At 56.7% G+C, this 22,806-nt stretch carries 25 protein-coding genes and 1 tRNA gene; 3 read left to right on the top strand and 23 right to left on the bottom strand.

Annotated elements, in window-relative coordinates; all coding sequences use genetic code 11:
- Positions 1-131 precede the first annotated feature (131 nt).
- The 22 genes from ACJO3M_RS15845 to rpsB form a co-directional block, all read right to left on the bottom strand.
- Positions 132-917, bottom strand: a complete 786-nt coding sequence (locus ACJO3M_RS15845) for a protein NO VEIN domain-containing protein (RefSeq protein WP_407002357.1) — start codon at positions 915-917, stop codon at positions 132-134.
- Between the two features lie 17 nt (positions 918-934).
- On the bottom strand, positions 935-1,201 hold the full coding sequence (locus ACJO3M_RS15840) for a hypothetical protein (RefSeq protein ID WP_407002356.1): 267 nt from the start codon (positions 1,199-1,201) through the stop codon (positions 935-937).
- Positions 1,198-1,593 (bottom strand): HIT family protein, encoded by a 396-nt coding sequence (locus ACJO3M_RS15835; protein ID WP_407002355.1) that lies wholly within the window; start codon positions 1,591-1,593, stop codon positions 1,198-1,200. Before ACJO3M_RS15835 ends, ACJO3M_RS15840 begins: the two co-directional genes overlap by 4 nt.
- A gap of 13 nt (positions 1,594-1,606) precedes the next feature.
- Entirely contained in the window at positions 1,607-1,924 is a 318-nt protein-coding gene (locus tag ACJO3M_RS15830; protein ID WP_407002354.1) for an arginine repressor, read from the bottom strand.
- Positions 1,925-2,185: 261 nt separating this feature from the next.
- Positions 2,186-2,998, bottom strand: a complete 813-nt coding sequence (locus ACJO3M_RS15825; RefSeq protein WP_407002353.1) for an SDR family NAD(P)-dependent oxidoreductase — start codon at positions 2,996-2,998, stop codon at positions 2,186-2,188.
- A gap of 8 nt (positions 2,999-3,006) precedes the next feature.
- A complete protein-coding gene (locus ACJO3M_RS15820; protein ID WP_407002352.1) occupies positions 3,007-4,077 on the bottom strand; it encodes an AraC family transcriptional regulator in 1,071 nt (356 codons plus the stop codon).
- Positions 4,078-4,516: 439 nt separating this feature from the next.
- Positions 4,517-4,593 (bottom strand) — tRNA-Met (locus ACJO3M_RS15815).
- A gap of 70 nt (positions 4,594-4,663) precedes the next feature.
- A complete protein-coding gene (rnhB, locus tag ACJO3M_RS15810) occupies positions 4,664-5,341 on the bottom strand; it encodes a ribonuclease HII (RefSeq protein WP_407002351.1) in 678 nt (225 codons plus the stop codon).
- Positions 5,338-6,516, bottom strand: a complete 1,179-nt coding sequence (gene lpxB / locus ACJO3M_RS15805; RefSeq protein ID WP_407002350.1) for a lipid-A-disaccharide synthase — start codon at positions 6,514-6,516, stop codon at positions 5,338-5,340. The genes rnhB and lpxB overlap by 4 nt, the downstream gene beginning before the upstream one ends.
- 17 nt (positions 6,517-6,533) lie before the next feature.
- Positions 6,534-7,325: an acyl-ACP--UDP-N-acetylglucosamine O-acyltransferase gene (gene lpxA, locus ACJO3M_RS15800; RefSeq protein WP_407002349.1), complete on the bottom strand. Its 792-nt coding sequence runs from the start codon at positions 7,323-7,325 to the stop codon at positions 6,534-6,536.
- The gene (gene fabZ, locus ACJO3M_RS15795) at positions 7,325-7,762 is read right to left on the bottom strand and encodes a 3-hydroxyacyl-ACP dehydratase FabZ (protein WP_407002348.1); all 438 of its coding nucleotides are present in this window, start codon (positions 7,760-7,762) and stop codon (positions 7,325-7,327) included. Before fabZ ends, lpxA begins: the two co-directional genes overlap by 1 nt.
- An 11-nt stretch (positions 7,763-7,773) precedes the next feature.
- Positions 7,774-8,799, bottom strand: coding sequence for a UDP-3-O-(3-hydroxymyristoyl)glucosamine N-acyltransferase (lpxD, locus tag ACJO3M_RS15790; RefSeq protein WP_407002347.1), 1,026 nt, complete (start codon positions 8,797-8,799; stop codon positions 7,774-7,776).
- A 64-nt stretch (positions 8,800-8,863) separates the two neighbouring features.
- A complete protein-coding gene (locus ACJO3M_RS15785) occupies positions 8,864-9,361 on the bottom strand; it encodes an OmpH/Skp family outer membrane protein (RefSeq protein ID WP_407002346.1) in 498 nt (165 codons plus the stop codon).
- 44 nt (positions 9,362-9,405) lie between these two features.
- Positions 9,406-11,724, bottom strand: coding sequence for an outer membrane protein assembly factor BamA (gene bamA / locus ACJO3M_RS15780; RefSeq protein ID WP_407002345.1), 2,319 nt, complete (start codon positions 11,722-11,724; stop codon positions 9,406-9,408).
- Between the two features lie 43 nt (positions 11,725-11,767).
- A complete protein-coding gene (rseP, locus tag ACJO3M_RS15775) occupies positions 11,768-13,117 on the bottom strand; it encodes an RIP metalloprotease RseP (RefSeq protein WP_407002344.1) in 1,350 nt (449 codons plus the stop codon).
- Positions 13,118-13,170: 53 nt separating this feature from the next.
- Positions 13,171-14,346, bottom strand: a complete 1,176-nt coding sequence (ispC, locus tag ACJO3M_RS15770) for a 1-deoxy-D-xylulose-5-phosphate reductoisomerase (protein ID WP_407002343.1) — start codon at positions 14,344-14,346, stop codon at positions 13,171-13,173.
- Positions 14,347-14,354: 8 nt separating this feature from the next.
- Positions 14,355-15,194 carry a phosphatidate cytidylyltransferase gene (locus ACJO3M_RS15765; RefSeq protein WP_407002342.1) on the bottom strand — a complete coding sequence of 280 codons (840 nt, stop codon included), beginning with the start codon at positions 15,192-15,194 and terminating at the stop codon, positions 14,355-14,357.
- Between the two features lie 22 nt (positions 15,195-15,216).
- The gene (gene uppS, locus ACJO3M_RS15760) at positions 15,217-15,987 is read right to left on the bottom strand and encodes a polyprenyl diphosphate synthase (protein WP_407002341.1); all 771 of its coding nucleotides are present in this window, start codon (positions 15,985-15,987) and stop codon (positions 15,217-15,219) included.
- A gap of 67 nt (positions 15,988-16,054) precedes the next feature.
- Positions 16,055-16,612, bottom strand: coding sequence for a ribosome recycling factor (frr, locus tag ACJO3M_RS15755; RefSeq protein WP_407002340.1), 558 nt, complete (start codon positions 16,610-16,612; stop codon positions 16,055-16,057).
- 72 nt (positions 16,613-16,684) lie between these two features.
- Entirely contained in the window at positions 16,685-17,413 is a 729-nt protein-coding gene (pyrH, locus tag ACJO3M_RS15750) for a UMP kinase (protein ID WP_406987859.1), read from the bottom strand.
- Positions 17,414-17,601: 188 nt separating this feature from the next.
- Positions 17,602-18,471, bottom strand: coding sequence for a translation elongation factor Ts (gene tsf, locus ACJO3M_RS15745; RefSeq protein WP_407002339.1), 870 nt, complete (start codon positions 18,469-18,471; stop codon positions 17,602-17,604).
- A gap of 89 nt (positions 18,472-18,560) precedes the next feature.
- Complete coding sequence (gene rpsB / locus ACJO3M_RS15740; RefSeq protein ID WP_407002338.1) at positions 18,561-19,313, bottom strand: 30S ribosomal protein S2; 753 nt, start codon at positions 19,311-19,313, stop codon at positions 18,561-18,563.
- 344 nt (positions 19,314-19,657) lie between these two features.
- On the opposite strand from rpsB, the gene ACJO3M_RS15735 reads away from it, so the two are divergent.
- From ACJO3M_RS15735 to ACJO3M_RS15725, 3 genes are read left to right on the top strand one after another with little or no spacing between them, the layout of a single operon-like run.
- Positions 19,658-20,176, top strand: coding sequence for an SRPBCC family protein (locus ACJO3M_RS15735; protein ID WP_407002337.1), 519 nt, complete (start codon positions 19,658-19,660; stop codon positions 20,174-20,176).
- 42 nt (positions 20,177-20,218) lie between these two features.
- On the top strand, positions 20,219-21,076 hold the full coding sequence (locus ACJO3M_RS15730) for an SDR family oxidoreductase (protein ID WP_407002335.1): 858 nt from the start codon (positions 20,219-20,221) through the stop codon (positions 21,074-21,076).
- Positions 21,077-21,129: 53 nt separating this feature from the next.
- Entirely contained in the window at positions 21,130-21,885 is a 756-nt protein-coding gene (locus tag ACJO3M_RS15725; RefSeq protein ID WP_407002334.1) for an AfsA-related hotdog domain-containing protein, read from the top strand.
- Here ACJO3M_RS15725 and ACJO3M_RS15720 read toward each other — a convergent pair.
- Positions 21,870-22,802 carry a LysR family transcriptional regulator gene (locus ACJO3M_RS15720; RefSeq protein WP_407002333.1) on the bottom strand — a complete coding sequence of 311 codons (933 nt, stop codon included), beginning with the start codon at positions 22,800-22,802 and terminating at the stop codon, positions 21,870-21,872. The genes ACJO3M_RS15725 and ACJO3M_RS15720 overlap by 16 nt on opposite strands.
- Positions 22,803-22,806: the final 4 nt, after the last annotated feature.

Here is a 22,806-nt window from a genome sequence, read left to right as displayed (position 1 = left end):
ACTCTGAATATTGTTTTTCGACACATGTTTTGGGGTTAGTGTACCGTTATCAGGCGCCTATTGTACCGGGGCTTGCCCGACCGACGCAGCATCCATCTTCTGGCTTCTTCTGGTTAGTGATTTCGGTCCTATCAAAACCGCGCTCGGTAGTTTTGGGGCAACAACTGCACATGCTGTTCAATCGCCCCAGGCAAGATGAAAAATTTCGGGGCCGTGGTAAATTCGTAAACCCGGTACAGGCGGAATGCGTCTGAGAAGTCATTGGAAAATGCCCGCTCGTTCTCGCTGATGAAAAACGGCAGATACTTGCCAGAGTTGGTCGCCTTAACCTCCAAGAAGCGCTCTTGATCCCTCGAGGCATCAAAAGACCGGATATCGAAACCCAACCCATCACCCCGGTCCTTGCTCGACCACTCAACCTCTGCCGCCAAGTCAGGCCGACCTTGTGCGGTAAGCCTCTGCCGCTCCATACGAAGAACGAATTCCTCGGCGCGCTCCCCCAACTGGCGATTGCGTCGCTCACGCTCTGAGAAGTCGATACGTGTCGCCAAGTAATTGGGCCGGCCCTCGGCGACATGAGGAATGCGCTCTGGCGGTTCTGGATCAAACACCGCATCCCAGGCCCAATCCTGATTTTCGGGTTCATCGACAACCTTATCAGCAACGAGATTTACGTCGTCGACGACCTCCTGATGGCCAGCAAGATAAGACAGAACCACCTGTTTGAGCTGGTGCTGATAGTTGAAAGCGGGCTTATAGCCGGGGATGTATGGGAGCCCCAACTCCAATAACACAGCACTGACGTTCTGGTGTTTGTATTCGATCGATCCCTCGGAGCGGTTATTCAATCGCGGCTGCAGCGCCCTGCGATGCGACGCTTTGCTGTAAGGCGCTCCGACGAGATGTTTCTCCAGCATCGTCACGTAATCATTGACTAAAAACTCGCATTCCAACCAGTCCCAACCACCACGTTCCGGTAGTGGGGATTGTTCCGATCCGAAGGAGACGCCAATGACTGAAAACGCTCGCTGAAATGGCGCTTGAGATCATCGTCAAAATAAAACCGGTTGTTCGTAACTTCGCCCGACTCTACGAGATCCATGACCGCCTGCAACATGGCCACTTTGTGAGGGCTCTTATTAGCACCACCACTGTTCACTCGAAGCGTTGAAAAACGCTTCTCGTAATCAAGCAAACTCACCGGCCACTCCAGTAATCTGCCTTCTCCGGGATGACCCATCGCACGCCACCACGAGGATCTTGCTGGTCGCCGGCATATCTCGGTATCAAATGACAATGCATGTGCATTACCGTCTGCCCCGCCGCAGCTCCACAGTTCATTCCAATATTGTAGCCATCCGGCTGATAACGCTCTTCAAGCCACTGCTTGCCTTGCTCGACCAACTTCATAATGGCTTGTTGTTCAGCCGAGGTAAGGTCAAACCAGTCCGCGGCATGCCGGTTGGGGACAATTAACAAATGACCTTGGGAAACTGGAAAGCCATCCAGGCGGATATGAGCCAACGCATTGGACGGCATTGAACCTTGTTCTGATGCTTCATTGGCGGCGCAAAATGGGCAGTTCTGTTTCATCGGGAACTTCCAGTTACAGATTACGAGGGGGAAGCATGGGGCTGAGGTAGGCTCTGGCCAGCTCAAAGGTTAGCGCTGCCGGTAAATCCGGGGCTGGAATTATGTCCATGGCGGCCTCTCGGTCGAAGGACCATTGGAACGGCCTCTTGTTTTCATCCACCAGCAGCGGGAAGTCTGTACTTAGCTTTTCCAGATCTCTCTGGATGGATCGCATAGTGACTGAGAAGCCGTGGTCTTCGAGCAGTTCTGCCAGTTCAGTGGTGGTGATGGACTTGGGGAAGCGTGGCACCATTCGGAGCATGGTGAGGTAACGGACGGCAGTGTTGGACATAGGTAATCGGCAGCCAAGCAAACATGTAAAAGGAAATGTAGCAACAAACCGTCAATTTACGTCGCAAAACAGGCAAACACAAAAAGAAGGAAATCCGAGTCAACTTAAATCAGAACAGACCCTCGTTCTTACCCGCCACCAGATTCGGTACATGGCCATCGCTCAGCTCAAAACGAGCCGGCCCACGGCAGCGAAAATGCACCCAGGCCGGTTCCCACATCAAAAGTCGGAGAAGCATCATGGCTTTCAAAGTAAGGGTAATTAACGGGCGGAACGGTTCCCAACAACTCCTTGAAGAATCCGCGAGACAAACTGTTGGGGGAACAGCGAGGAAACGGGAACCAGTTTATTCAATCCGGGCAGCGCCACCCGCTGCTTTTTCTCAATGGCCCGAATTCCGCACTCGGCAACTTGCGCTGCGTCCATCGCAACTAGGTCGGCGAGAGAGCTGATGGAGCCACGGCTGTGCTGTTCTGACGATAAACCCATGGCATCGTATATCTTGGTGCGGGTTATTCCGGGACACAGCATTCCTACATAGATCCCATGAGGCGCCAGTTCATCGGCCAAGGCATGAGTAAAGGCGATCACATAGTGTTTACTACCGGCGTAGGCCGCCAGTTTCGGGACGGGCACATAACCACCAATGGAGGCGACATTAAGGATGTGCCCCTGCACCCCTGCCTCTATCATCCGCCTGGCAATCACTGCCACCAATTCAGTGACAACCTGAATGTTGAGAGTCAGGGCTTTGCGCACGCTCTTTGTGTCGAGTTCCGTGTGGTTGCCCAACAAGCCAGTACCGGCATTGTTCACCAGCACTTCTACGCTGAATCCCTGGTCATCAAGTTGCTGCATCAACGTTTCAACGGCGTCGTCAGCCGTAAGGTCCATCTGGATGGGAATGAATTCACCAGGGCCATTACCCAATTCTGCCTTCAATGACTCAAGTTCATCCGGGTCCAGGGTCGCGGTTGCAACTCTTGCCCCCATCGCGTGGAGCAAAACGACCATTTCACGCCCGATGCCACTGCCACCGCCGGTTACCAATACCTGCCTTTGATTCCAGTCCATACCTTTCGTTACCTCTCTTCATTGCCTTGATTGGCTGCTTGCTGTCTGAACTGGGAAGGAGTCATCCCGTGGCAGGCCTTGAACCACCTTATAAAAGACTGGCTTTCGGTGTACTGCAGACGATGCGCAATAGCTTCGATGCTCTCATTGCTTTCCAGAAGAAGCTTCCTCGCCATCTCCTCACGTAATTCACCCAACAATGCTCGATAGCTGCCACCCTCATCGTTCAACCGGCGCAGGAGATGACGACTGCTCATACCCAGGGCATCTGCCAACGCAGATCGGGAAGGCTTCCCACGCATCACCATCGTTTTCAGAATTGCGCGGGCATTCCCGAGAAAATCAGGTTCTGTTTGTTTACTTTCGAGGGAACGGGCATGACTCTCCAGGACATCCCGCATTGCACTATTGGAATGCAGCAACGGTGCGTCCAGAGCCGCCAGTGGAAATACCAGCGCATTTGTTGGCTGACCAAAATGCACGGGACAACGAAATACCCGCTCATATTCCCTGAGTTGGTCAGCGATTTCTGGTGCCCTGCGCTGGAGGAGCACGCAATCAAAATCCCAGTGGGTTATGTTTGGCAGGTGCACCCTCACCGTGGCGAGACTACCCAGCATGTAATCCACCGCTTGCGACCGAAACACTGGGTTGGTTGTGGCCAAATTCCAGGCCCAGGCAACTTGTCCGGGCCTGAATTCAAACGAGGTGCTTCCGACACTGCTTACCAGGTGCTCATACCGCATGCACATCTCAATCACTTCGCGAAGCGTTCCACAGGCCCGCACTATATAGCCGGCCACGCCGAAACTTTCGGGCTGGGTGAACTCCGCCAGATGAAGGCCGAGGAGATCATCACCGGTATCCTTAACACCCGCATTGAGTACGTGTTCAAGGTACCGCATTGGTACCATCTGGTTTGGGTCAGTCAGGGTCTCAGGACTCAGCCCGGCCTCCATTAACAGGGCGTTGTAGGATAATCCGAACTGCTCGGCGAGGATCAGAAGATTCCTCAAGAGACCCGCCAGCACTAGCCCCCCGTCGTCGTTGACGCCACCATCCTCGATGTCTGATTGCATGCCGTGACCGCTCTTCCCAATCATTGGAACCCGGATTAGAGTCAGATCCATCAAGCCAATGTTGTGTACATTCCGTGCACAATACTGGACACGCGGGCAAACTGACCATCACATCTTGGGACCACCAATAAACATTTTAGGACATGCTCGGGATCACATCTGTCCAGGCTGAAGGCCAGAGGAACAACCTTCCTATCCCAGCAACGGATCTCGAAGCCACCTTTGGTGCTGCGTCGAAAAGAATTTCTGCCACCCCAAACGCAAAAAAGGCAGACCAGTAAGTACTGATCTGCCTTTCTTTTATGTGGTAGCGGGGAGCAGGCGCGAAAGAGCGCCTGCGGCGGCAGCATCTCTGCGCGAAGCGCAAAAAAGAGTGCCGACTCAAAAAGCCCCCGCTTGAAAGCAATAAGGCCAGCGTAAGCTGGCCTTATTTCAATAGTGGTAGCGGGGGCTGGATTCGAACCAACGACCTTCGGGTTATGAGCCCGACGAGCTACCAGACTGCTCCACCCCGCATCAAACTGGTTGTTTATCGGGGAACCCCCGAATCAACGTGCGCGTATCTTAAGGATTAGCCCCGTACCTGTCAATCGATATTTTCAAACAGATCGCCTGGATAAGTGAGACTCTCCTGCGGTGCCTGCTCAAACATGCCCACCTTATCGATTGCCTCCTGCACGGGCCGGAACGAGCGTCGATGGTGAACAGTGGCGCCGAGGCGATTCAACGCCTCCAGGTGAACCGGTGTGGGATAGCCTTTGTGCCTGGCAAGTTCGTAACCGGGGAACTGTTTGTCCAGTTCGGCCATCTCGCGGTCGCGTACCACCTTTGCGATGATGGATGCCGCGCTGATGGCCTCGACACGGCTATCCCCTTTAACGACCGGCTCAGACGGCCAGCGCCATTTCGGGCAGCGGTTTCCATCAACAAGTACATACTCCGGCTCAACAGCCAGGCCAGCGACCGCCCTTTCCATCGCCACCATGGTGGCCTGGTAGATGTTCAGGCGATCGATCTCATCCGCCTCGGCACGCCCGAGACTCCATGCGGCCGCCTTCTCAACAATTTCTTCGTACAGAGCTTCTCTGCGCTTCTCTGTCAGCTTTTTGGAGTCCGCGAGCCCCGCTATCGGGCGTTCCGGATCCAGGATCACCGCTGCAGTTACAACCGCTCCAATCAATGGCCCCCGCCCGACTTCATCGACACCCGCAAGACGCGAGCCGGAGTAATGACACTGGAACGGGGGTAATGGGGGTTTACTCAAGATGATTGCTCCAGCAGTTCGGAGATGGCGTCCGCCGCTTTTTCATCCGCATTCTGGCGGAGTTGCAGATGCAGCTCAGTGAATGCCTCGGTCAGGCGGGTTCGTTCATCCTCGTTCTCGAGGCGCTCCAGCACTGCGGCTCCCAGAGCCTCGGGGGTGGCGTCGTCCTGAAGCAGCTCCGGCACCAGCGGCTCACGGGCCAACAGATTGGGGAGGGCGACATGGGGCACCTTGACCAGGTGGGATAGCAGCTTGTAACTGAGGTTGCTCAGCCGGTAGCCGACCACCATCGGCTTCTTCAGCAACATGGCTTCGAGGGTCGCGGTGCCCGATGCCAGTAGAACCACATCGGACGCCGCCATCACTTCTCTGGACCGCCCACGGACAATGGTCACCGGCAAGGCAACCTCGAGGGATTCAACCAAGCCCTGAACCTGACGTTCGCGGTCACGGTTGATGCAGGGAATGACCAGTTGGAGATCCGGGCGGGAGGTCTGTATCCAGCGGGCGGCCGCGAGAAACAGACTGCCGAGGCGCTCAACCTCGCCGCCACGACTGCCCGGCAATATCGCCAGGACCGGTTTGTTTTCATCCAGTCCGAGAGAGCGGCGGGCTCCCGCGGTGTCCGGCTCCATCGGAATGCGGTTTGCCAGCGGGTGCCCCACAAAAGCGACCGGCACATCGTGCTCTTCGTAGAATCGGGCTTCGAAGGGAAACAGGGTCAGCATCAGGTTCACGGATTTTGCGATCTTGAAGATGCGCTTCTGCCGCCATGCCCAGACTGAGGGACTGACGTAGTGAACCGTGGGGATGCCTGCATCGCGGCAGCGGCGCTCAACACCGAGGGTAAAATCCGGAGAATCGATACCGATGACCACATCCGGCGGCGTGGTCAGGAAATAGTCCATCAGGCGTGCGCGAATACTGAACAGTTCGCGAATGCGACCAAGGACTTCCACCAACCCCATCACCGACAACCGCTCCATCGGCACCAGGGAGTGAAAACCGGCGGCCTCCATCTCTTCCCCGCCGATACCGACAAAACGGGCCCGGGGGTAACGGGTACGGAGGGCACGGATCAGCCCGGCACCGAGTATGTCCCCCGATGCCTCGCCAGCAACGATGCCAAATGTGATTGGTCGGTCGCTAATGACCCTGGAAGGGGGATGGTCCATCACCTGTCCAGGCCCGACTATCGGATAATGCCGCGGTGTGCACCACGAAGAGAGTCAATAAGCGGACGTATTTCGTCCATATCCGGGTAGGATTTTTCCAGATCTTCAACGGCCTGCTCGGTGGTCAGACCTTGGCGGTAGATAACCTTGTAGGCCCTGCGCAGGGTCAGCAGCACTTCCTTGCTGAACCCACGGCGGCGAAGACCTTCCACGTTCATGCCATGGGGCTGGGCAGACTGACCGCTAGCCATGACATAAGCCGGAATATCCTTGAGTACGATGCTGCCCCCGGCCGCCATGCTATGCGGACCGATGTGACAGAACTGGTGGACCATGGTGCCACCGCCGAGAATAGCCCAGTCGCCAACGGTGACGTGCCCTGCCAGGGTCGCGCAGTTGGCGAGTATGGTGTTGTCACCAACCGTGCAATCGTGGGCCACGTGGACGTATGCCATCAGCAGGTTGCCGCTGCCAATGCGGGTTTCGCCGCGATCCTGAACCGTGCCGCGGTGAATAGTGCAGTTTTCCCGGATCACGTTGTCATCACCGATCACCAGGGTGGTCGGCTCGCCGGCGTATTTCTTGTCCTGACACTCTTCTCCGATACTGGAGAACTGGAAAATGCGGTTGTTCCGGCCAATAACCGTAGGCCCTTTGACCACCACATGGGAGAGGATTTCGGTACCCTCTCCTATTTCCACATCGGGGCCGATGTAGCTCCACGGACCAACGGTTACGTTATCCGCCAGCCTGGCTGATGGGTCTACAATCGCTTGAGGATGGACACCCGACCAGTCATTTGTCGCCATCAAACTTCTCTCTCAGCGGTCAATATGTCGGCCACGCAGACGACTTCACCATCGACCAGTGCCCGGCACTCAAATTTCCAGATTCCGCGCTTGCCAGAGATGAAGGTCGATTCCATGCAGAGTCGGTCTCCTGGCACCACGGGGCGCTTGAAGCGCACCTTACTGGACCCAGCCAGATATTGTACCACGCCATCCGACGGTTTCCGTTCAACCGTCACAAATCCAAGCACCCCCGAAAGCTGCGCCATCGCCTCTATTATCAGCACTCCGGGCATGATCGGCTTGTTCGGAAAATGGCCTGTAAAGAATGGTTCGTTGAAGGAAATGTTCTTATATCCCTTAATGGATTTACCCTTCTCGATTTCAGTAACCCGATCAACCAGCAAAAACGGGTATCTGTGGGGCAAATATTCCCGAATTTCTTCAATATACATCATCTTTAACGGCCTCAGCCTTCTGATTTCTTTTCCAGTTCTTTAAGCCTTCGCGCCATGGCGTCCAGCTGTCGAAAGCGAACTGCGTTTTTGCGCCACTGGCGATTCTTGTCGGCACTGGTGCCGGAAGAATACACCCCCGGCTCCCGGATATCACCGGTAACCAGTGTCATCCCTGTGAGATGCACCTGATCGGCAATCTCAAGGTGTCCGGCCACCCCGGACGCGCCGCCAAACACACAATGACTGCCGATGCGGGTACTGCCTGCGATCCCGACCATGGCCGCCATGGCACTGTGATCGCCGATGCGTACGTTGTGGGCGATCTGGATCAGGTTATCCAGTTTGACGCCGTTGCCAATCACGGTGTCGTCCAGAGCACCGCGATCAATCGTGGTATTGGCGCCAACCTCCACATCGTCACCCAGAACAACCTTGCCGATCTGGGCGATTCGGTGCCAGGCGCCTTTTTCATTGGCAAAACCAAAGCCGTCGGACCCGACCACCGCCCCACTAAGGATATGGCAACGCTGCCCCACGATGATGTCGTGAGCCAGGGTTACCCGGGGGCGTAATACAGTCTGACTTCCGATGCGGCATCGGGCGCCAACAATGGAGCCGGCTCCGATAATCACATGATCTCCGATCTCCGCTTCCGCTTCGATCACCACCTGGGGGCCAATGGCCGCGGTGTCTGAAATCCTTGCAGACGGATCCACAACCGCAGACGGATGAATGCCGGGCTGCTGGCGAGGCGCAGGATCAAACCAGTGACTGAGGCGAGCGTACCCGAGATAGGGATTGTCCAGTAACAGGACATTGGTCGGAGAATCGCCAGCCGCCGCCGGCGACAGGATGACGGCCGAGGCCTGGGTTTCTTTCAGGTATCGACCGTAGGAAGGATTGGCCAGAAAGGATATCTGTCCTGGCGTAGCCGCCTGCAGCGTGGCGACACCATGAATCTGTGTATCCGGATCTCCCCTGAGCTCCGCCCCCAGTTCGGCAGCAATGTCCCCCAGCCGGTAACAACGTTCTGTCATCACTTACTCCACAAGGTAAGACGGCCTGGCGCCGAATGGCACACCAGGCCGGCGCCGGGTCTGATCAGCGGTTCAGCTTGTCCAGCAATTCGTCTGTCAGGTTCATTTCCGGCTTCACGTAGACCACGGCTTCGCTGGGGAGAATCAGGTCCAGATCGTGTTCCTCAAGAAGCTCCTGAACGGCGTTATCGACATTCGGGCGGGCGTTTTCCAGGAAGGACTGTTTACGACTGGCCACGGTGGAATCCAGGCGTTGCTTGAGGAAGTTGAATTCCTTCACTTTTTCCTGAAACTCGGTGGTCAGTTGGCTACGCTCGGATTCGTTCATCATTGCGCCATCTTTTTCCAGGCGGTCCTTCAGTTTTCTCGCTGCTTCCTGGGCCTGGCGCACTTCGGCCTCGTCATCGGCGAAATCCCTCTGGAGGCTTTCACTGAATGTTTTTGCCTCGTTTGAAGAAAACAGGGCCTGACGGAGATCCACAACACCTATACGGGTCTCGGCCGATGCCGGGAAAGACACGGCCAGCGCCAGCAGGGCGGCCATTGCTGCAAATCGAAACATGGTATTTCTCCTCTGTATCTTTCTTTTTCTACATCGTCCACTGATCAGAAGGTCTGTCCCAGTGAGAACTGGAAGATCTGTGTATCGTCACCACTCTTATCGTTCAGCGGCTTGGCCAGACTGAATGCCAGCGGACCGACGGCGGTGATCCACTGGAATCCGACACCCGCTGACACCCGTAATTCGTTCGCAGCAGGCTCAAAATCCCGGTCCGGATCAAACACCTGACCGGCATCCACAAAGAATGCCGAGCGCATGGAACGGCTATCCCCCGCAAACGGAGTCGGGAAGATCAGCTCCAGACTGCCCTCGGTCAGGACGTTACCACCAAACGGGTCCGGGTCTGACAAATCATTGGGGCTGTTTGTCGCCTTCGGCCCGAGGGAATTCGCTTCGAACCCACGGACAGAACCATAGCCGCCGGCATAGAAATGCTCATAAAACGGCATGACGTCACGGCCACTGTAGCCATCACCATACCCCACTTCCGTGCGCGCCCGCACGACCCAGGTCTGGTTTTCGTTCAGAGGCTGGTAGAAGTCGGTCTTATGGGTGAGCTTATAGAAGGTCAGATCACTCCCGGGAACGGCCACATCACCGGACAGGGAATGACTGTATCCATCGCTGGGCAGCACGCCACGGTTCAGAGTGCTGCGGCGCCAGGAACCAAACAGGAAGTAGTTGTGGAAATCGTTCCCTTCCTCGGCAATGAAATCCCGCACTTCCTGGGAAGTAAACCTGCCGCTTTTGACCTTGGACAGCGTGTACCCAACCCCGAAGTTCAGGCGGGTAATGCTGTCGGTCGGATACCCGAAGGTAAGCCGGCCACCGTACTCATCCAGCAGGTAGGAGGAAATATCCTGTTCTTCGAAATCCGTTTCCCGGGCAAATATACTGAAGCCACGGCTGACGCCATCGACCGTGTAGTAGGGATCGGAATAGGAGAAATTGGCACTCTTGATGGAATCACTGACGTTGACGCCAAACGAAACCCGCTTGCCACTGCCGAAGAAATTGTTCTCTGAGACATTCGCACCCAGGATCACGCCGGACGCCTGGGAGAAACCAACCGATGCAGAGAGGCTACCCGTAGGCTGTTCAACAACGGAGTAGTTCACATCCACCATGTCATCCGTGCCGGGCACCGGAGTGGTTTCGACGTCTACGGTCTGGAAGAACCCCAGCCGCTCCAGCTTGGTCTTGGAGTATTCGATTCGATCCGTGGAAGCCACGCCGCCTTCCATCTGGGTCATTTCCTGGCGCAGGACTTCGTCCCGGGTAGACACGTTGCCCTCGAAGTTAACCCGGCGGACATAGGCGCGTTTTCCGGGTTCAACGTAGAACGTGACCGAGGCGGTATTGTCATCGCTCGGTTCCGGAACCGCATTAACGTTGGCAAAGGCATAGCCTTCGCGACCCAGGCGCCGCGACAGACGCTCAGACACGGCCGTCATCATCGAGCGGGAGAACACATCCCCTTCCTCGATCGTGATGAGTTCGCGCAACTCTTCCTCATCGACGATCAGTTCGCCCCGAAGCTGGACGTCAGACACTGTGTACTGAGGCCCCTCGTTCAGCGCAATCGCAATGAAGACCTGTTTCTTGTCGGGTGAGATTGATACCTGACTGGACTCCACGTTGAAGTCCAGATAACCGCGGTCCAGGTAGAACGATCTCAGGGTCTCCAGGTCACCGCTGAGCCGCTCCCGCGCATATTTGTCGGCATTGGTGATGGAGTTCCACCAGCTGCTGGTCCGGAGTTCAAACAGATCCAGCAACTCCTCATCATTGAAGTTTTCGTTGCCAATGATATTCATGTGCTGAATGGCCGCCACATCGCCTTCGTTGATATCGAGCTTGATGGCGACCCGGTTGCGGGGTAACTCTTCGGCGGTTGCCTTCACCCGGGCGTTGTAACGGCCCTGACTGATGTAAGAGCGCAGAATCTCAAGCTCAAGGCGTTCCAGCGTGGCACGACGGAATACCTGGCCCTCTTCAAGACCGGCTCCGGACAATGCATCCAGGAGCATATCCGTTTCAATATTCTTGTTGCCGTCGATTTCAATGGAGGTGATGGAAGGCCGTTCCAGGACCGTCAGGATCAGAACGCCACCGTCCCGGCTTGCTTCAATATCCGTGAACAGCCCCGTCCGGAACAGATCCTTGATCGCCCCGGCAAGTTCGGCTTCGTCCACCGGCTCCCCAATGTCGACCGGGAAGGCGGAGAAAACGGTACCTGCGGATACCCGTTGTAATCCCTCTACCTCAATATCGGAAACCGTAAATTCGTCAGCATGCGCTGAACTCATGCCGGTACCGGCAATTGCCAGACCTATGGCTACACCTAGAAGAGAACGTCTCATTCTGTCATTTCGCCTGTTAATGCGCGTAAGGAGCTCGCAATTCTCACAACCGCATCAGGTCGTTGTAAAGAGCAAACACCATTAATGTGAGAATCAATGCCATACCGATTCGTAATCCAAGCGCCTGAGCCTGCTCGGAAAGCGGCTTACGGCGAATCGCCTCGATGGTGTAATAAATGATATGACCACCATCCAGAACCGGTATCGGCAGAAGGTTGAGCACCCCCAGGCTTACGCTCAGGTAAGCCAGGAAGCGGATAAAGTCCTCGAAGCCGGAACTGACACTGGCTTCCGCAACCCGGGCAATCGTAATAGGGCCGCTGAGGTTGGTGGGCGACAGCAGCCCGGTAACCATCTTCTTGATGGCCACCAGCGTCAACCGGGTATCCGCCCAGGTTTCACTGACCGCATTGGGCACGGCCGCAACAGGCCCGAACCGTACGTCCCGCAGCACTTCGTCCGGCCAGCTTACCTGGGCCACACCGGCGCCCACAAAGCCAATTTTTTCGCCGCTTTCCGTGGTTTTCGATTCCGGCCTTACCTGCAAGTCCAGGCGTTCACCCTGACGCTCAACGGTTACCGCCAGGGTTGAGGCCGGTGAGGCGCGGATGATGTCCACCAACTCAAACCAGCCCGCAACGGGCTGCCCTTCCACGGCAACCACGCGATCTCCGGGTTGCAGGCCAGCGGCTTCGGCGGCACCGCCACTGACTATTTCATCCAGTACAGCGGGAATGGCCGGTCGCCAGGGTTCTATGCCGAACGCCCCCAGAGGATCGGGCCTGCTGTCCTGCAAGCGCCAGCCATCGAGGGATGTGGATAGTTCGCCACGACTGCCATTACGACTGACTACCAGAGCAACGCTGCTGTGCTCCCCGGCTCGCTCCAGCAGGCGCATGTTAATATCTCGCCAGGACGTCACCCTGTGACCATCCACCTCGTGGATTTCCATTCCCTCGACCAGACCCATGCGTTCCGCAATACTATCCGGCTTCACGTCGCCTACGATGGGCGCCACGGCGGTAAAGCCGACCACGCTCAACAACCAGTATGCGGCGATGGCGAAGAGAAAATTCGCTATCGGTCCGGCGGCTGCGATCGCAATACGCTTTGACGGCGGCTTGGAGGTGAACGCCTGGTCACGCAGCTCCTCGGGGACGGGCCCTTCCCGCTCATCGAGCATTTTGACGTAGCCACCCAGCGGAATCGCGGCTATCGCAAATTCAGTGCCATGGCGGTCGTACCAGGAAAACATGGGCTTCCCGAAACCGACGGAGAAACGAAGCACCTTGACCCCACAGCGTCTGGCCACCCAGAAATGGCCAAACTCATGAAGGGTCACCAGTATGCCCAGCGTTAAAGCGAGTGCAAGGACGGTTTGAACTATGTGCATAGTGCTCTCGATAGTTGGCGATTATCCCGACGGACCGGCCCGGTAGCGATAACTCAGACCGTCAGCAAGCGTATCTGTTCCCGGGCAAACCCACGGGCTTCAGCATCTTTTGCAAAGATGATATCGAAACTGTCGGCGGAGACCACCTCGGTCGCCGTCAGGGTGCGCTCTATAATAACGGGGATATCGGTAAAGCAAAGGTCGCCCGCCAAAAATGCCGCCACCGCCTCTTCGTTGGCGGCATTCAGCACTGCCGGAGCAGTCCCGCCGGATTGAAAGGCCTCCGCAGCCAGGCGTAGACAGGGAAACCGGATCATGTCCGGACGCTCGAAATGGAACCGACCGATGGCAAACAGGTCCAGCGGCGCTACGCCGGCATCAATGCGTTCAGGCCATGCCAGGCCGTTGGCAATCGGCGTACGCATATCGGGGCTGCCCAGCTGGGCCAGAACCGATCCATCGGCATACTCCACCATCGAATGGATGATACTTTCCGGGTGGACGTGCACTTCAATCCGCGTCGGATCGGTATTGAACAGCCAGCACGCTTCGATCAGCTCCAGCCCCTTATTCATCAGGGTGGCGGAGTCCACGGAGATTTTCCGCCCCATGGACCAGTTGGGGTGGGCGCAGGCCTGTGACGGAGACACGCTCTTCAGCTCGTCTTCGGAATGCTGCCGGAAGGGCCCGCCGGACGCCGTGAGCAGTATACGGGTGATACCGGCGCCATCGGGATCACGAACCCTGTCCGCTGGCATGCACTGGAAGATCGCGTTGTGCTCACTGTCGATTGGCAGCAACTCAGCACCGGACTCGGCCACCGCGTCCATAAACAGCCGGCCGGACATGACCAGGGCTTCCTTGTTGGCCAGCAGGACGCGCTTTCCAGCCCGTACGGCGGAAAGCGTTGGCGGGAGGCCGGCAGCGCCTACAATAGCCGCCATGACCGTATCCACATCATCCGAACAGGCAACCTGGCACAACCCCGACTCTCCGCCGAGAACGGTTGTCGGAAGTTCCGATATGGCATCTGCCAACTGGCTGGCGGCGTCGTTGTCGGCCATGACGGCATAGGCCGGCCGGAACTCACGACACAGAATCACCATATCCTCAACCCGGGTGCTGGCCGTGAGGGCGTGAATCCGGAAGCGGTCCGGGTGGCGACGAATCACATCCAGCGTGCTCCGGCCAATCGACCCGGTGGCTCCAAGGATGGTTACATGGCGCATAATTTCACTCACCAGTGGCCAGCCGTCAGCCAGCCAAGCTGGGTAATAATCAGGGCAAACACAGGAATGGCAGCCGTAAGGCTGTCAATCCGGTCCATAATACCACCATGGCCAGGAAGCAGTTGGCTGCTGTCCTTTATGCCACGAAAACGCTTGAGCATGCTCTCCAGGAGATCTCCCAACACTGAAACCAGCCCCGTCACCAGGCTGGCGATCACCAGCAGCAGCGTCTGGTCCATGGGCGCGGAAGCCAGCTGACTTACGATGACCGCGAATACCGCAACCGCCACCAGGCCGCCCCAGACACCGGCCCAGGATTTTCCGGGGCTGACTCGTGGAGCCAGCTTGGCCTTGCCGAACGCCCGGCCCGCGAAATAGGCGCCGATATCGGCAACCCAGACAACGCAGAAAACAAACAATATGACCAATAAATTGTTGGCAACATCACCGAACTGAAACGATCCGGTGCGCAAATGGTTCAACCCCACCCAGGCCGGAACCAGCACCAGCAGCCCCATCACGGCGCGAACAGGCAACCCGCCCCAGCGCTCGGATCCGGCCGGGTAACTGCGAACCATCAGGAAACAGATAAACCACCAGATAACGGCCAGCCAGAGCACGGCAACAGCGGATACATTGAGCAACCCGTACATCACGGCGGCAGCCACCGCCGCGTAGACCACGCGAGCCAACTGGGAGGTCATGCCCGACATGTTGGCCCATTCCCAGGCACCGATGGTGATAATGGCACCGGTAAACAGGGCAAAGCCGAGCGGTGGCAGAAAGAAGATGCCGCCAATGGCAATCGGGGCAAGGATAAGCGCAGTTATGATTCTGGTTTTTAGCACAATAGAGTTCGCTGTCTTGTCGTTATTTTTCCGGCTGGCGACTGGCAATCTGGTCATCGGTCTGGCCAAACCGCCGCTGCCGACCGGCATAGGCCTTCAGCGCTTCCCTCATTTCGTCCTCAAGGAAGTCGGGCCAGTAAACCGGTGAGAAGTACAGTTCGGCGTACGCCAGGTGCCAGAGCATGAAATTGCTGATGCGCTGCTCGCCCGCCGTGCGGATCATCAGGTCCGGCATGGGCAGGTCGCCAATGGAGAGATGCTGCTGAATCAGGCCATCGGTCACATCCGACGGTTCCAGCCCCCCTGCCCGGACCTTTTCCGCAACCTGCCTGGTTGCCTGCGTGATATCCCAGTGACCGCCATAGTTGGCGGCAATGACCAGGGTCATCAGGGTGTTATTGCGGGTCAACGCTTCCGCCTTTTCCATATGTTCCTGCAACGCAGGACTGAAGGCGGTCCGGTCACCGATGATCCGGAGCCGGATGTTGTTCCGATGAAGCTTTTTGACTTCCCGCTCCAGTGCAAACAGGAACAGGCGCATCAAGGCAGAGACCTCATCTTTGGGGCGCCGCCAGTTCTCGCTTGAGAAGGCAAACAGGGTCAGTACCTCCACCCCCTCGCGGGCGCAGGTCTCCACGACAGCTTTCACCGCATTCACGCCCGCCTTGTGGCCGGCCACCCCCGTCAGCTGGCGCGCTTTCGCCCAGCGGTTATTACCATCCATGATAATGGCCACATGCCGGGGCCGACTGTCAGCCGACACCGGAATCTCTGCGGATACAGTTTCCGTCATGAAGTCCCCTGCTCAGCCAGCGGGTGGACGCTGGCTGATCGTTGTGTCCGAATAAGACCCGACTGAATCAGACAGCCATCAAGTCTTCTTCTTTTCCTTTGAGCATTTTTTCAATGTCGGCGATGTAGCGATCCGTCAGCTTCTGAATCTCTTCCTCGCCCTTACGCTCCTCGTCTTCGTTGATTTCCTTCTCTTTGAGCAGTTCTTTCAACATGGAGTTGGCGTCACGACGAGCGTTACGGATAGAGACCCGACCGTGCTCGGCATCGGCTTTTGCCTGCTTGACCATTTCCTTACGGGTTTCTTCGGTCAGCATCGGCATCGGAACGCGGATGGTGTCGCCGCTGGTGGCAGGGTTCAAACCCAGATCCGACGTCATGATGGCTTTTTCAATCGTCGGCACGAGGTTCTTTTCCCAGGGCGATATCGTCAGTGTACGGTTGTCTTCAACGTTCACGCTCGCAACCTGCTTCAGCGGCGTTTCCTGGCCATAGTAGTTCACCATGACGCTGTCGAGAATGGCAGGATGGGCACGGCCTGTGCGGATTTTGTTGAAGGCTGAGTGGAGAGCATCAACGCTCTTTTTCATTTTCTTCTCAGCTTCGGATTTGATGTCGTTGATCACTAGAGCATCCTCAATTCGTTATTCATGTCAGTCCGTTTTCCGGCCAGTCTGATGCGGGCCGGATCAACCACGTTATTCGATCAGTGTACCTTCTTTTTCGCCGGTCACGATGCGCGTCAGCGCACCCGGGCGATTCATATCGAACACCCGCAGCGGCATACCGTGATCCCGGGCCAGGCAGATCGCTGTCAGGTCCATCACGCCCAGCTTTTTATCCAGCACTTCGTCATAGGTCAGATGGTCGTATTTTTCTGCTGACGAGTCGAGATAGGGGTCCGCCGAATAGACACCATCCACCTTGGTCGCCTTCAGGACCGCATCCGCCTCGATCTCGATACCACGCAGACAGGCAGCGGAGTCAGTGGTAAAGAAGGGGTTACCCGTGCCGGCGCAGAAAATCACCACATCACCGTCTTTCAGGTCGCGCACTGCGCGACGGCGATCATAGTGCTCAACGATGCCGCTCATGGGAATGGCCGACATGACACGGGTACGGATATTCGAGCGCTCAAGCGCGTCGCGCATAGCCAACCCGTTCATCACGGTTGCCAGCATACCCATGTGGTCGCCGGTTACCCGATCCATGCCCGCGGCATTCAGGGCAGCGCCACGGAACAGGTTACCGCCACCGATAACCAGGCCTACCTGAACACCAATACCGATCAGGGCGCCGATTTCCAGTGCCATGCGGTCAAGAACTTTGGGATCAATACCGAAATCGTGCTCGCCCATCAGGGCTTCGCCACTGAGCTTGAGCAGAACACGCTTGTATCTGGGCTGGGTTTTCGATGATGTCGGCATGGTGATCCCCTTTTCGTCTGTTGGCTGCTATCTGGCGCGACAAGCTTCGCAGGCTTGTATCTGACATACTCCTCAATAAAAAGGGGTATCTCAGATACAAGCCCGCCACGAGAGCCAGGTCACCCCAGCCAACGTGGCAGACTCAGGTGGCGCTGCAACCACTGGGGTCGCAGCGCCAAACAGAAGGATCAGGCCTTGCCTGTGCCGGCTGCAGCAGCAACCTCGGCAGCAAAGTCCACTTCTTCCTTCTCAATACCTTCACCGACTTCCAGGCGAACAAAACCAACCAGCTCACCGCCGGCGGACTTGATCAGCTCACCCACGGTCTGGTCAGGGTTCTTGACGAAAGGCTGCTCAACAAGGCTGTTTTCCTTGAGGAACTTCTTGATGCGGCCGCCCATCATCTTCTCGACGATTTCGGCAGGCTTGCCTTCCATATCCGGCTGGGCCTTGATGACGTCTTTTTCTTTCTCGAGTTCATCGGCAGGCATGTCTTCCGGCTTGCCAACCCGCGGGTTAACAGCGGCAGCGTGCATGGCGATGTCACGGGCAACCTCGGAGTCACCAGCGGTCAGGGCCACAACTGATGCGATCTTGTTGTTGCTGTGGACATAGCCGCCCACAACCGGACCTTCGACCTTAACGATGCGACGTACAGTGATGTTCTCGCCAATCTTCTGAACCAGCGCTTCACGCTTGGCTTCCAGATCGCCGTCCATCAGCTTGGCTACGTCGGTTTCACCCTTTTCGAAGGCAACGTCCAGAACGTCGTTGGCGAAGCTGATGAAGTTGTCATCACGGGCAACGAAGTCGGTCTCGGAGTTGACTTCCAGGATGAAGGCAACGGTGTTGTCGTCAGAAATCTTGATCAGAGATACGCCTTCAGCGGCAGTACGGCCGGCCTTTTTGGCGGCTTTCAGGCCGGAAGACTTGCGCAGCTCTTCAATCGCAGTATCAACACTGCCATCAGCTTCGACCAGTGCTTTCTTGCACTCCATCATGCCGAGGCCGGTACGCTCACGCAGCTCTTTAACCATTGCAGCGGTAATTGCAGCCATGTTCAATCCTCTTGTTCCGAATTCGGTGGGAAGGTGTGCCCGGGGTTAATCACGGGCACACCCGACATCTCAAATCTGAAGGGAAAACATTACTCAGCGGCTGGAGCAGCACCTTCAGCATCTTCGCTGACTTCAACAAACTCGTCAGCGCCGGCACCGGCAGACTGGGTCGCATCGATGCAGGTATCGGCAACGGCCTTCACGTAAATCTGGATAGCGCGAATGGCGTCATCGTTGCCCGGGATTACGTAATCAACACCGTCAGGATCGCTGTTGGTATCAACAACACCGATAACAGGAATGCCCAACTTGTTGGCTTCCTTGATGGCGATGCGCTCGTGGTCCACGTCGATTACGAACATGGCATCCGGCAGGCCACCCATGTCCTTGATACCGCCGATAGAACGCTCAAGGCGGTCCATTTCGCGGGTGCGATCAAGGGCTTCTTTCTTGGTCAGCTTGTCGAAAGTACCATCCTGGCTCTGAGCTTCCAGGTCACGGTAGCGACGGATAGACTGACGGATGGTCTTGTAGTTGGTCAGCATGCCACCCAACCAGCGGTGGTTTACGAAAGGCTGACCAGCGCGCTCGGCTTCTTCCTTCACGATTTTCGCTGCGGCACGCTTGGTACCTACGAACAGAACCTTGTTCTTGTTCTCTGCCAGTTGCTGAACGAACTTGAGTGCGTCGTTCATGGCAGGAACAGTCTGTTCCAGGTTGATGATATGAATCTTGTTGCGGGCGCCGAAGATGAACTTCGACATTTTCGGGTTCCAGTAACGGGTCTGGTGACCGAAGTGAGCACCTGCCTTGAGCAGGTCACGCATATTTACCTGAGCCATGATATTTACCTTTTTAGCTTCGGGTTAGTCCTCCACGCGTCCGATTGACCCAACCATGCTCCTTAAAACAGGAGACGGCACCCTGGGACAACGTGTCGACACGTGTGTGAATTTGCCGGATTTGTTTCCAGCGGGCGCGTTTATACCATAAAAACGCACCCTGGTGCCATCTATTTCAGCATGCCGATGACTCTCCGCCAAGGCTTCATATCAATCCTGTTATAGCGGCTATATCACCCCAGCTATTACTTGCCTCCCTTCTATGACGAATAATTCCAAACACACCGCACCAAGCAGACCAGGACAAAAAAGACACAACAGGGAAACCACGAAAGGAGGCAACGGTGTTCAAACTGGCAACCACATTCACACTTGCGGCAGCAGCCCTGGGTACCGCCCAGGCGGCGGAGGTCCGCATCGATCGCACACTCAACGCCCCGATTGAGCAGATCTGGGAGTCATTCAGCACATTCTGCTCTATCCAGAACTGGCAGTCGCTGGTCAACACCTGCGACGTCTACGAGAACCGCCACGGCATTCATCGCACCATCGTCATGAATGACGGCGGCGTGTTTGTAGAGCGGCTCAGCGAGTTCTCGGACAGCCAGCACTCGTACACCTACACCATTGTTGCCGGCCCGCTTGGCCTTAAAAACTACCAGGCAAGCCTGGACTTTGATGCCACGCAAGCCAGACGCACTCACCTCACCTGGCGGGCCAGCTTCGACATCGAGCCGGAACTGGAACAGGAAATGACCGAAACCCTGACCCTCCTGTTCAACAACGGCATCGACGGCATGGAAGACATGCTGAACGAGGCCCGGCGCGGCAACCCTCATCACACACATTCACAGCACCGGTAAACCCGGCGCACTTTGCAAACCAAACCGTAAAGGAGTAACGCAATGATTCTAGTAATTGGAGCCACAGGCAACACCGGCAGCCAGGTCTGCCAGGAACTCAGCGCCCAGGGCATCGCCTACCGCGCCCTGACCCGCAACGCCGACGACGCACGCGGCAAGCTGCCCACTGAGGCTGAGATTGTTGAGGCTGACCTCGGCAATGCCGATCAGGTTCTGAAAGCGCTTCAGGGTGTCACCGGCGTATACCTGGCCACACCGCCAAACGCCGAAATGGTCGACTGGCAGATTGGCGTGATCGACGCGGCCAAACAGGCCGGCGTCAGCAAGGTGGTGAAACTCTCGGGCCTGGGCGCCTCGCCGGACGCCGGACCGCGGCTTCCACGGCTTCACGCTCAAGTCGAGGAGCACCTGCGCACCTCCGGACTGGACTACTGCATCCTGCAACCCAATCTGTTCATGCAGAACCTTCTGGGGCACGGCGACAGCGTCAAGTCCGACGGACTAATCTACGCGCCCGCAGCCAATGGCCAGATCAGCTTTACCGACATCGGCGACATTGCCCGGACCGCGGTGCGTTGCCTCACTGATGACAACCTGAAACAGGAAGTCATCGCCCTTACCGGGCGCAGCGCCGAAACGTTCCACAGCGTTGCCGAGGAGTTGTCCCACCTGACCGGTAAGCAGGTTCAGTACCAACCGGTCTCCTTCTCGGACGCCCGCGCCTCCATGGTTGATGCAGGCTATGGTGAGTGGCTCTCGGATGCGCTGATCGAGTTGTTTGAGCTCTACGCCGACAACCAGGGCAGCTATGTCAGTGATGATTACAAGAAAGTGATGGGGCGCCAACCCACGCAGGTTAACGAATTCCTCAAGCAGCATCAGTCAGCCTTTATGTCGTAACCCACCAGCAGGCCACAATTCGTGGCCTGCTTTATTTCAAGGAGAGAAACGTCATGGATATGAACTACCTGATCGTTGTCGGCGACAAGTTTTCCGGGTTCGCCAGAAATGAAAACATCGTCAAACAATCGCAACTGGACGTCGAACTCAAACAGCGCACCCATCAGCCCACCTCACTGATAGCCGGCCAGGGATTGACCCGGGAAACGATTGAGGAAATCGACCGCCTGATCGCACGATTCCCGCGAACCCAGTGGCTTGAAGCCGAAGGCACCGGACTAGAGACAGCCCCCGAACGCCTGTGCCACAAGAGTCGGGCAGAGAATCGCCTGGTCAGCCTTCCGACCCGCCTGAGTGAGCGGCATATGCAGATGGACCTGCTGGTGCACAATGACAATGAGTTGATGCTCGACCATATAACTGGCCAACACATTCAGGGCATGGTTCTGATAGAAGCCGCGCGGCAAAGCTTCCTGACCGTAACGGAGCAGTTCCACGCCAAGAAGGATCAGCAGTACTATTTTGTCATCAACCGTATGGACACGCGCTTCCACAGTTTCGTGTTCCCTCTGGGCGCTACCATTGACTACCAGATTCATTCGCTCAGAGCCAGCAAGCGGGGCACCATTTCCAGCGCCGCCACCATCAATTTCCATCAATGCAACGACACTCCCGCCACAACCTGCGAGGTTGAATTCACCGCATACCCTGCGGAATTCCTGGCCGGAAAGGAGCAGAACCTGGCCGCTAACATGGTCACACGCTTTGTCAGCGAATTCGCTGAAGAGGGTTCTCAACTGTCAGCTTGATGTGCAATGCCCGCCCTGCCCACCACGCGCTGGACAATTTCTCTTATCCAGCGCTGGGCAGGGTCGCGGTCCAGACGCCTCAACCAGATAAGAAAAAAGGTGTGAACGTGACTCTTCAAAGGCAACTCATGAAGCACCAGTGGATACCGCCTCGCGTAATAACGGGCAAACTGACGGGGAAGTGTGCAAATCAGGTCGCTGTCGGCAACCAGTTGCAGCGCGTTGGTAAAGAACGGCAGGCGCAGCCGAATCCTTCGGTGCATCGACAACTTGGCCAGCTCATCGTCAATCCATCCACTGCGTGCGTCTTCATAGGTGACGAGGATATGCTCGAGCCGGCTGAACGCATCCAGCGTCAGAGGACCGCCTCCGACCAGAGGGTGATGCTCCCGGGCCACGGTCACGTAATCGTCCTGAAACAGCGGTTCATAGCAATACAGCGAACTGCTACTGAAGTGCGACACGATCGCCACATCGATGGCGCTCTTTTCGAGCAGGGACAAGGCATCAAGGTAGTTGGCACTGAGAAAGGAAAGACTCACCCCCGCGCTCTCTCTCATTACTGCCTGAATCAACGGGTTGGCGTGAAGGCTGAGCACCAGGTCATTCACTCCGAGCCGAAAGTTCACATCGGACCGGTTTGGCTGAAACTCCCTGAAACAATCGATTCCCGCATGAAGGCTGTCCAGTGCCTGCTCCACATAACTGGCCATGAGCATGGCCTTGGGCGTCGGCAGCATACGATTCCGATGCCGGGTGAAGAGCGGGTCGTTGAGACTGTCCCGCATCCGGGCCAGGCAGCGGCTGATCGAAGGCTGGCTGGTATCCAGCTGATCAGCGGCAGCAGAAAGGTTTTTGGTCTTGTAGATGGCATCAAACACCATCAACGATTTGATATCCATATCCCTGATATCCATTCGA

This window comes from Marinobacter alkalisoli (genome assembly GCF_045449795.1).
Lineage (GTDB): Bacteria > Pseudomonadota > Gammaproteobacteria > Pseudomonadales > Oleiphilaceae > Marinobacter.
This window is presented reverse-complemented; position numbering and strand designations above follow the sequence as displayed.

Bases quoted from the DNA above. Each gene is read 5' to 3' on its own strand.
- ACJO3M_RS15835 (WP_407002355.1), bottom strand. From the start codon at position 1,593: ATGAAACAGAACTGCCCATTTTGCGCCGCCAATGAAGCATCAGAACAA.
- ACJO3M_RS15845 (WP_407002357.1), bottom strand. From the start codon at position 917: ATGCTGGAGAAACATCTCGTCGGAGCGCCTTACAGCAAAGCGTCGCAT.
- rpsB (WP_407002338.1), bottom strand. From the start codon at position 19,313: ATGGCTCAGGTAAATATGCGTGACCTGCTCAAGGCAGGTGCTCACTTC.
- bamA (WP_407002345.1), bottom strand. From the start codon at position 11,724: ATGAGACGTTCTCTTCTAGGTGTAGCCATAGGTCTGGCAATTGCCGGT.
- uppS (WP_407002341.1), bottom strand. From the start codon at position 15,987: ATGACGGAAACTGTATCCGCAGAGATTCCGGTGTCGGCTGACAGTCGG.
- lpxA (WP_407002349.1), bottom strand. From the start codon at position 7,325: ATGGCGACAAATGACTGGTCGGGTGTCCATCCTCAAGCGATTGTAGAC.
- ACJO3M_RS15820 (WP_407002352.1), bottom strand. From the start codon at position 4,077: ATGCAATCAGACATCGAGGATGGTGGCGTCAACGACGACGGGGGGCTA.
- ACJO3M_RS15785 (WP_407002346.1), bottom strand. From the start codon at position 9,361: ATGTTTCGATTTGCAGCAATGGCCGCCCTGCTGGCGCTGGCCGTGTCT.
- lpxB (WP_407002350.1), bottom strand. From the start codon at position 6,516: ATGGACCATCCCCCTTCCAGGGTCATTAGCGACCGACCAATCACATTT.
- rseP (WP_407002344.1), bottom strand. From the start codon at position 13,117: ATGCACATAGTTCAAACCGTCCTTGCACTCGCTTTAACGCTGGGCATA.
- fabZ (WP_407002348.1), bottom strand. From the start codon at position 7,762: ATGATGTATATTGAAGAAATTCGGGAATATTTGCCCCACAGATACCCG.
- tsf (WP_407002339.1), bottom strand. From the start codon at position 18,471: ATGGCTGCAATTACCGCTGCAATGGTTAAAGAGCTGCGTGAGCGTACC.
- ACJO3M_RS15720 (WP_407002333.1), bottom strand. From the start codon at position 22,802: ATGGATATCAGGGATATGGATATCAAATCGTTGATGGTGTTTGATGCC.
- ACJO3M_RS15825 (WP_407002353.1), bottom strand. From the start codon at position 2,998: ATGGACTGGAATCAAAGGCAGGTATTGGTAACCGGCGGTGGCAGTGGC.
- ACJO3M_RS15730 (WP_407002335.1), top strand. From the start codon at position 20,219: ATGATTCTAGTAATTGGAGCCACAGGCAACACCGGCAGCCAGGTCTGC.
- ACJO3M_RS15830 (WP_407002354.1), bottom strand. From the start codon at position 1,924: ATGTCCAACACTGCCGTCCGTTACCTCACCATGCTCCGAATGGTGCCA.
- ACJO3M_RS15725 (WP_407002334.1), top strand. From the start codon at position 21,130: ATGGATATGAACTACCTGATCGTTGTCGGCGACAAGTTTTCCGGGTTC.
- ispC (WP_407002343.1), bottom strand. From the start codon at position 14,346: ATGCGCCATGTAACCATCCTTGGAGCCACCGGGTCGATTGGCCGGAGC.
- lpxD (WP_407002347.1), bottom strand. From the start codon at position 8,799: ATGACAGAACGTTGTTACCGGCTGGGGGACATTGCTGCCGAACTGGGG.
- pyrH (WP_406987859.1), bottom strand. From the start codon at position 17,413: ATGCCGACATCATCGAAAACCCAGCCCAGATACAAGCGTGTTCTGCTC.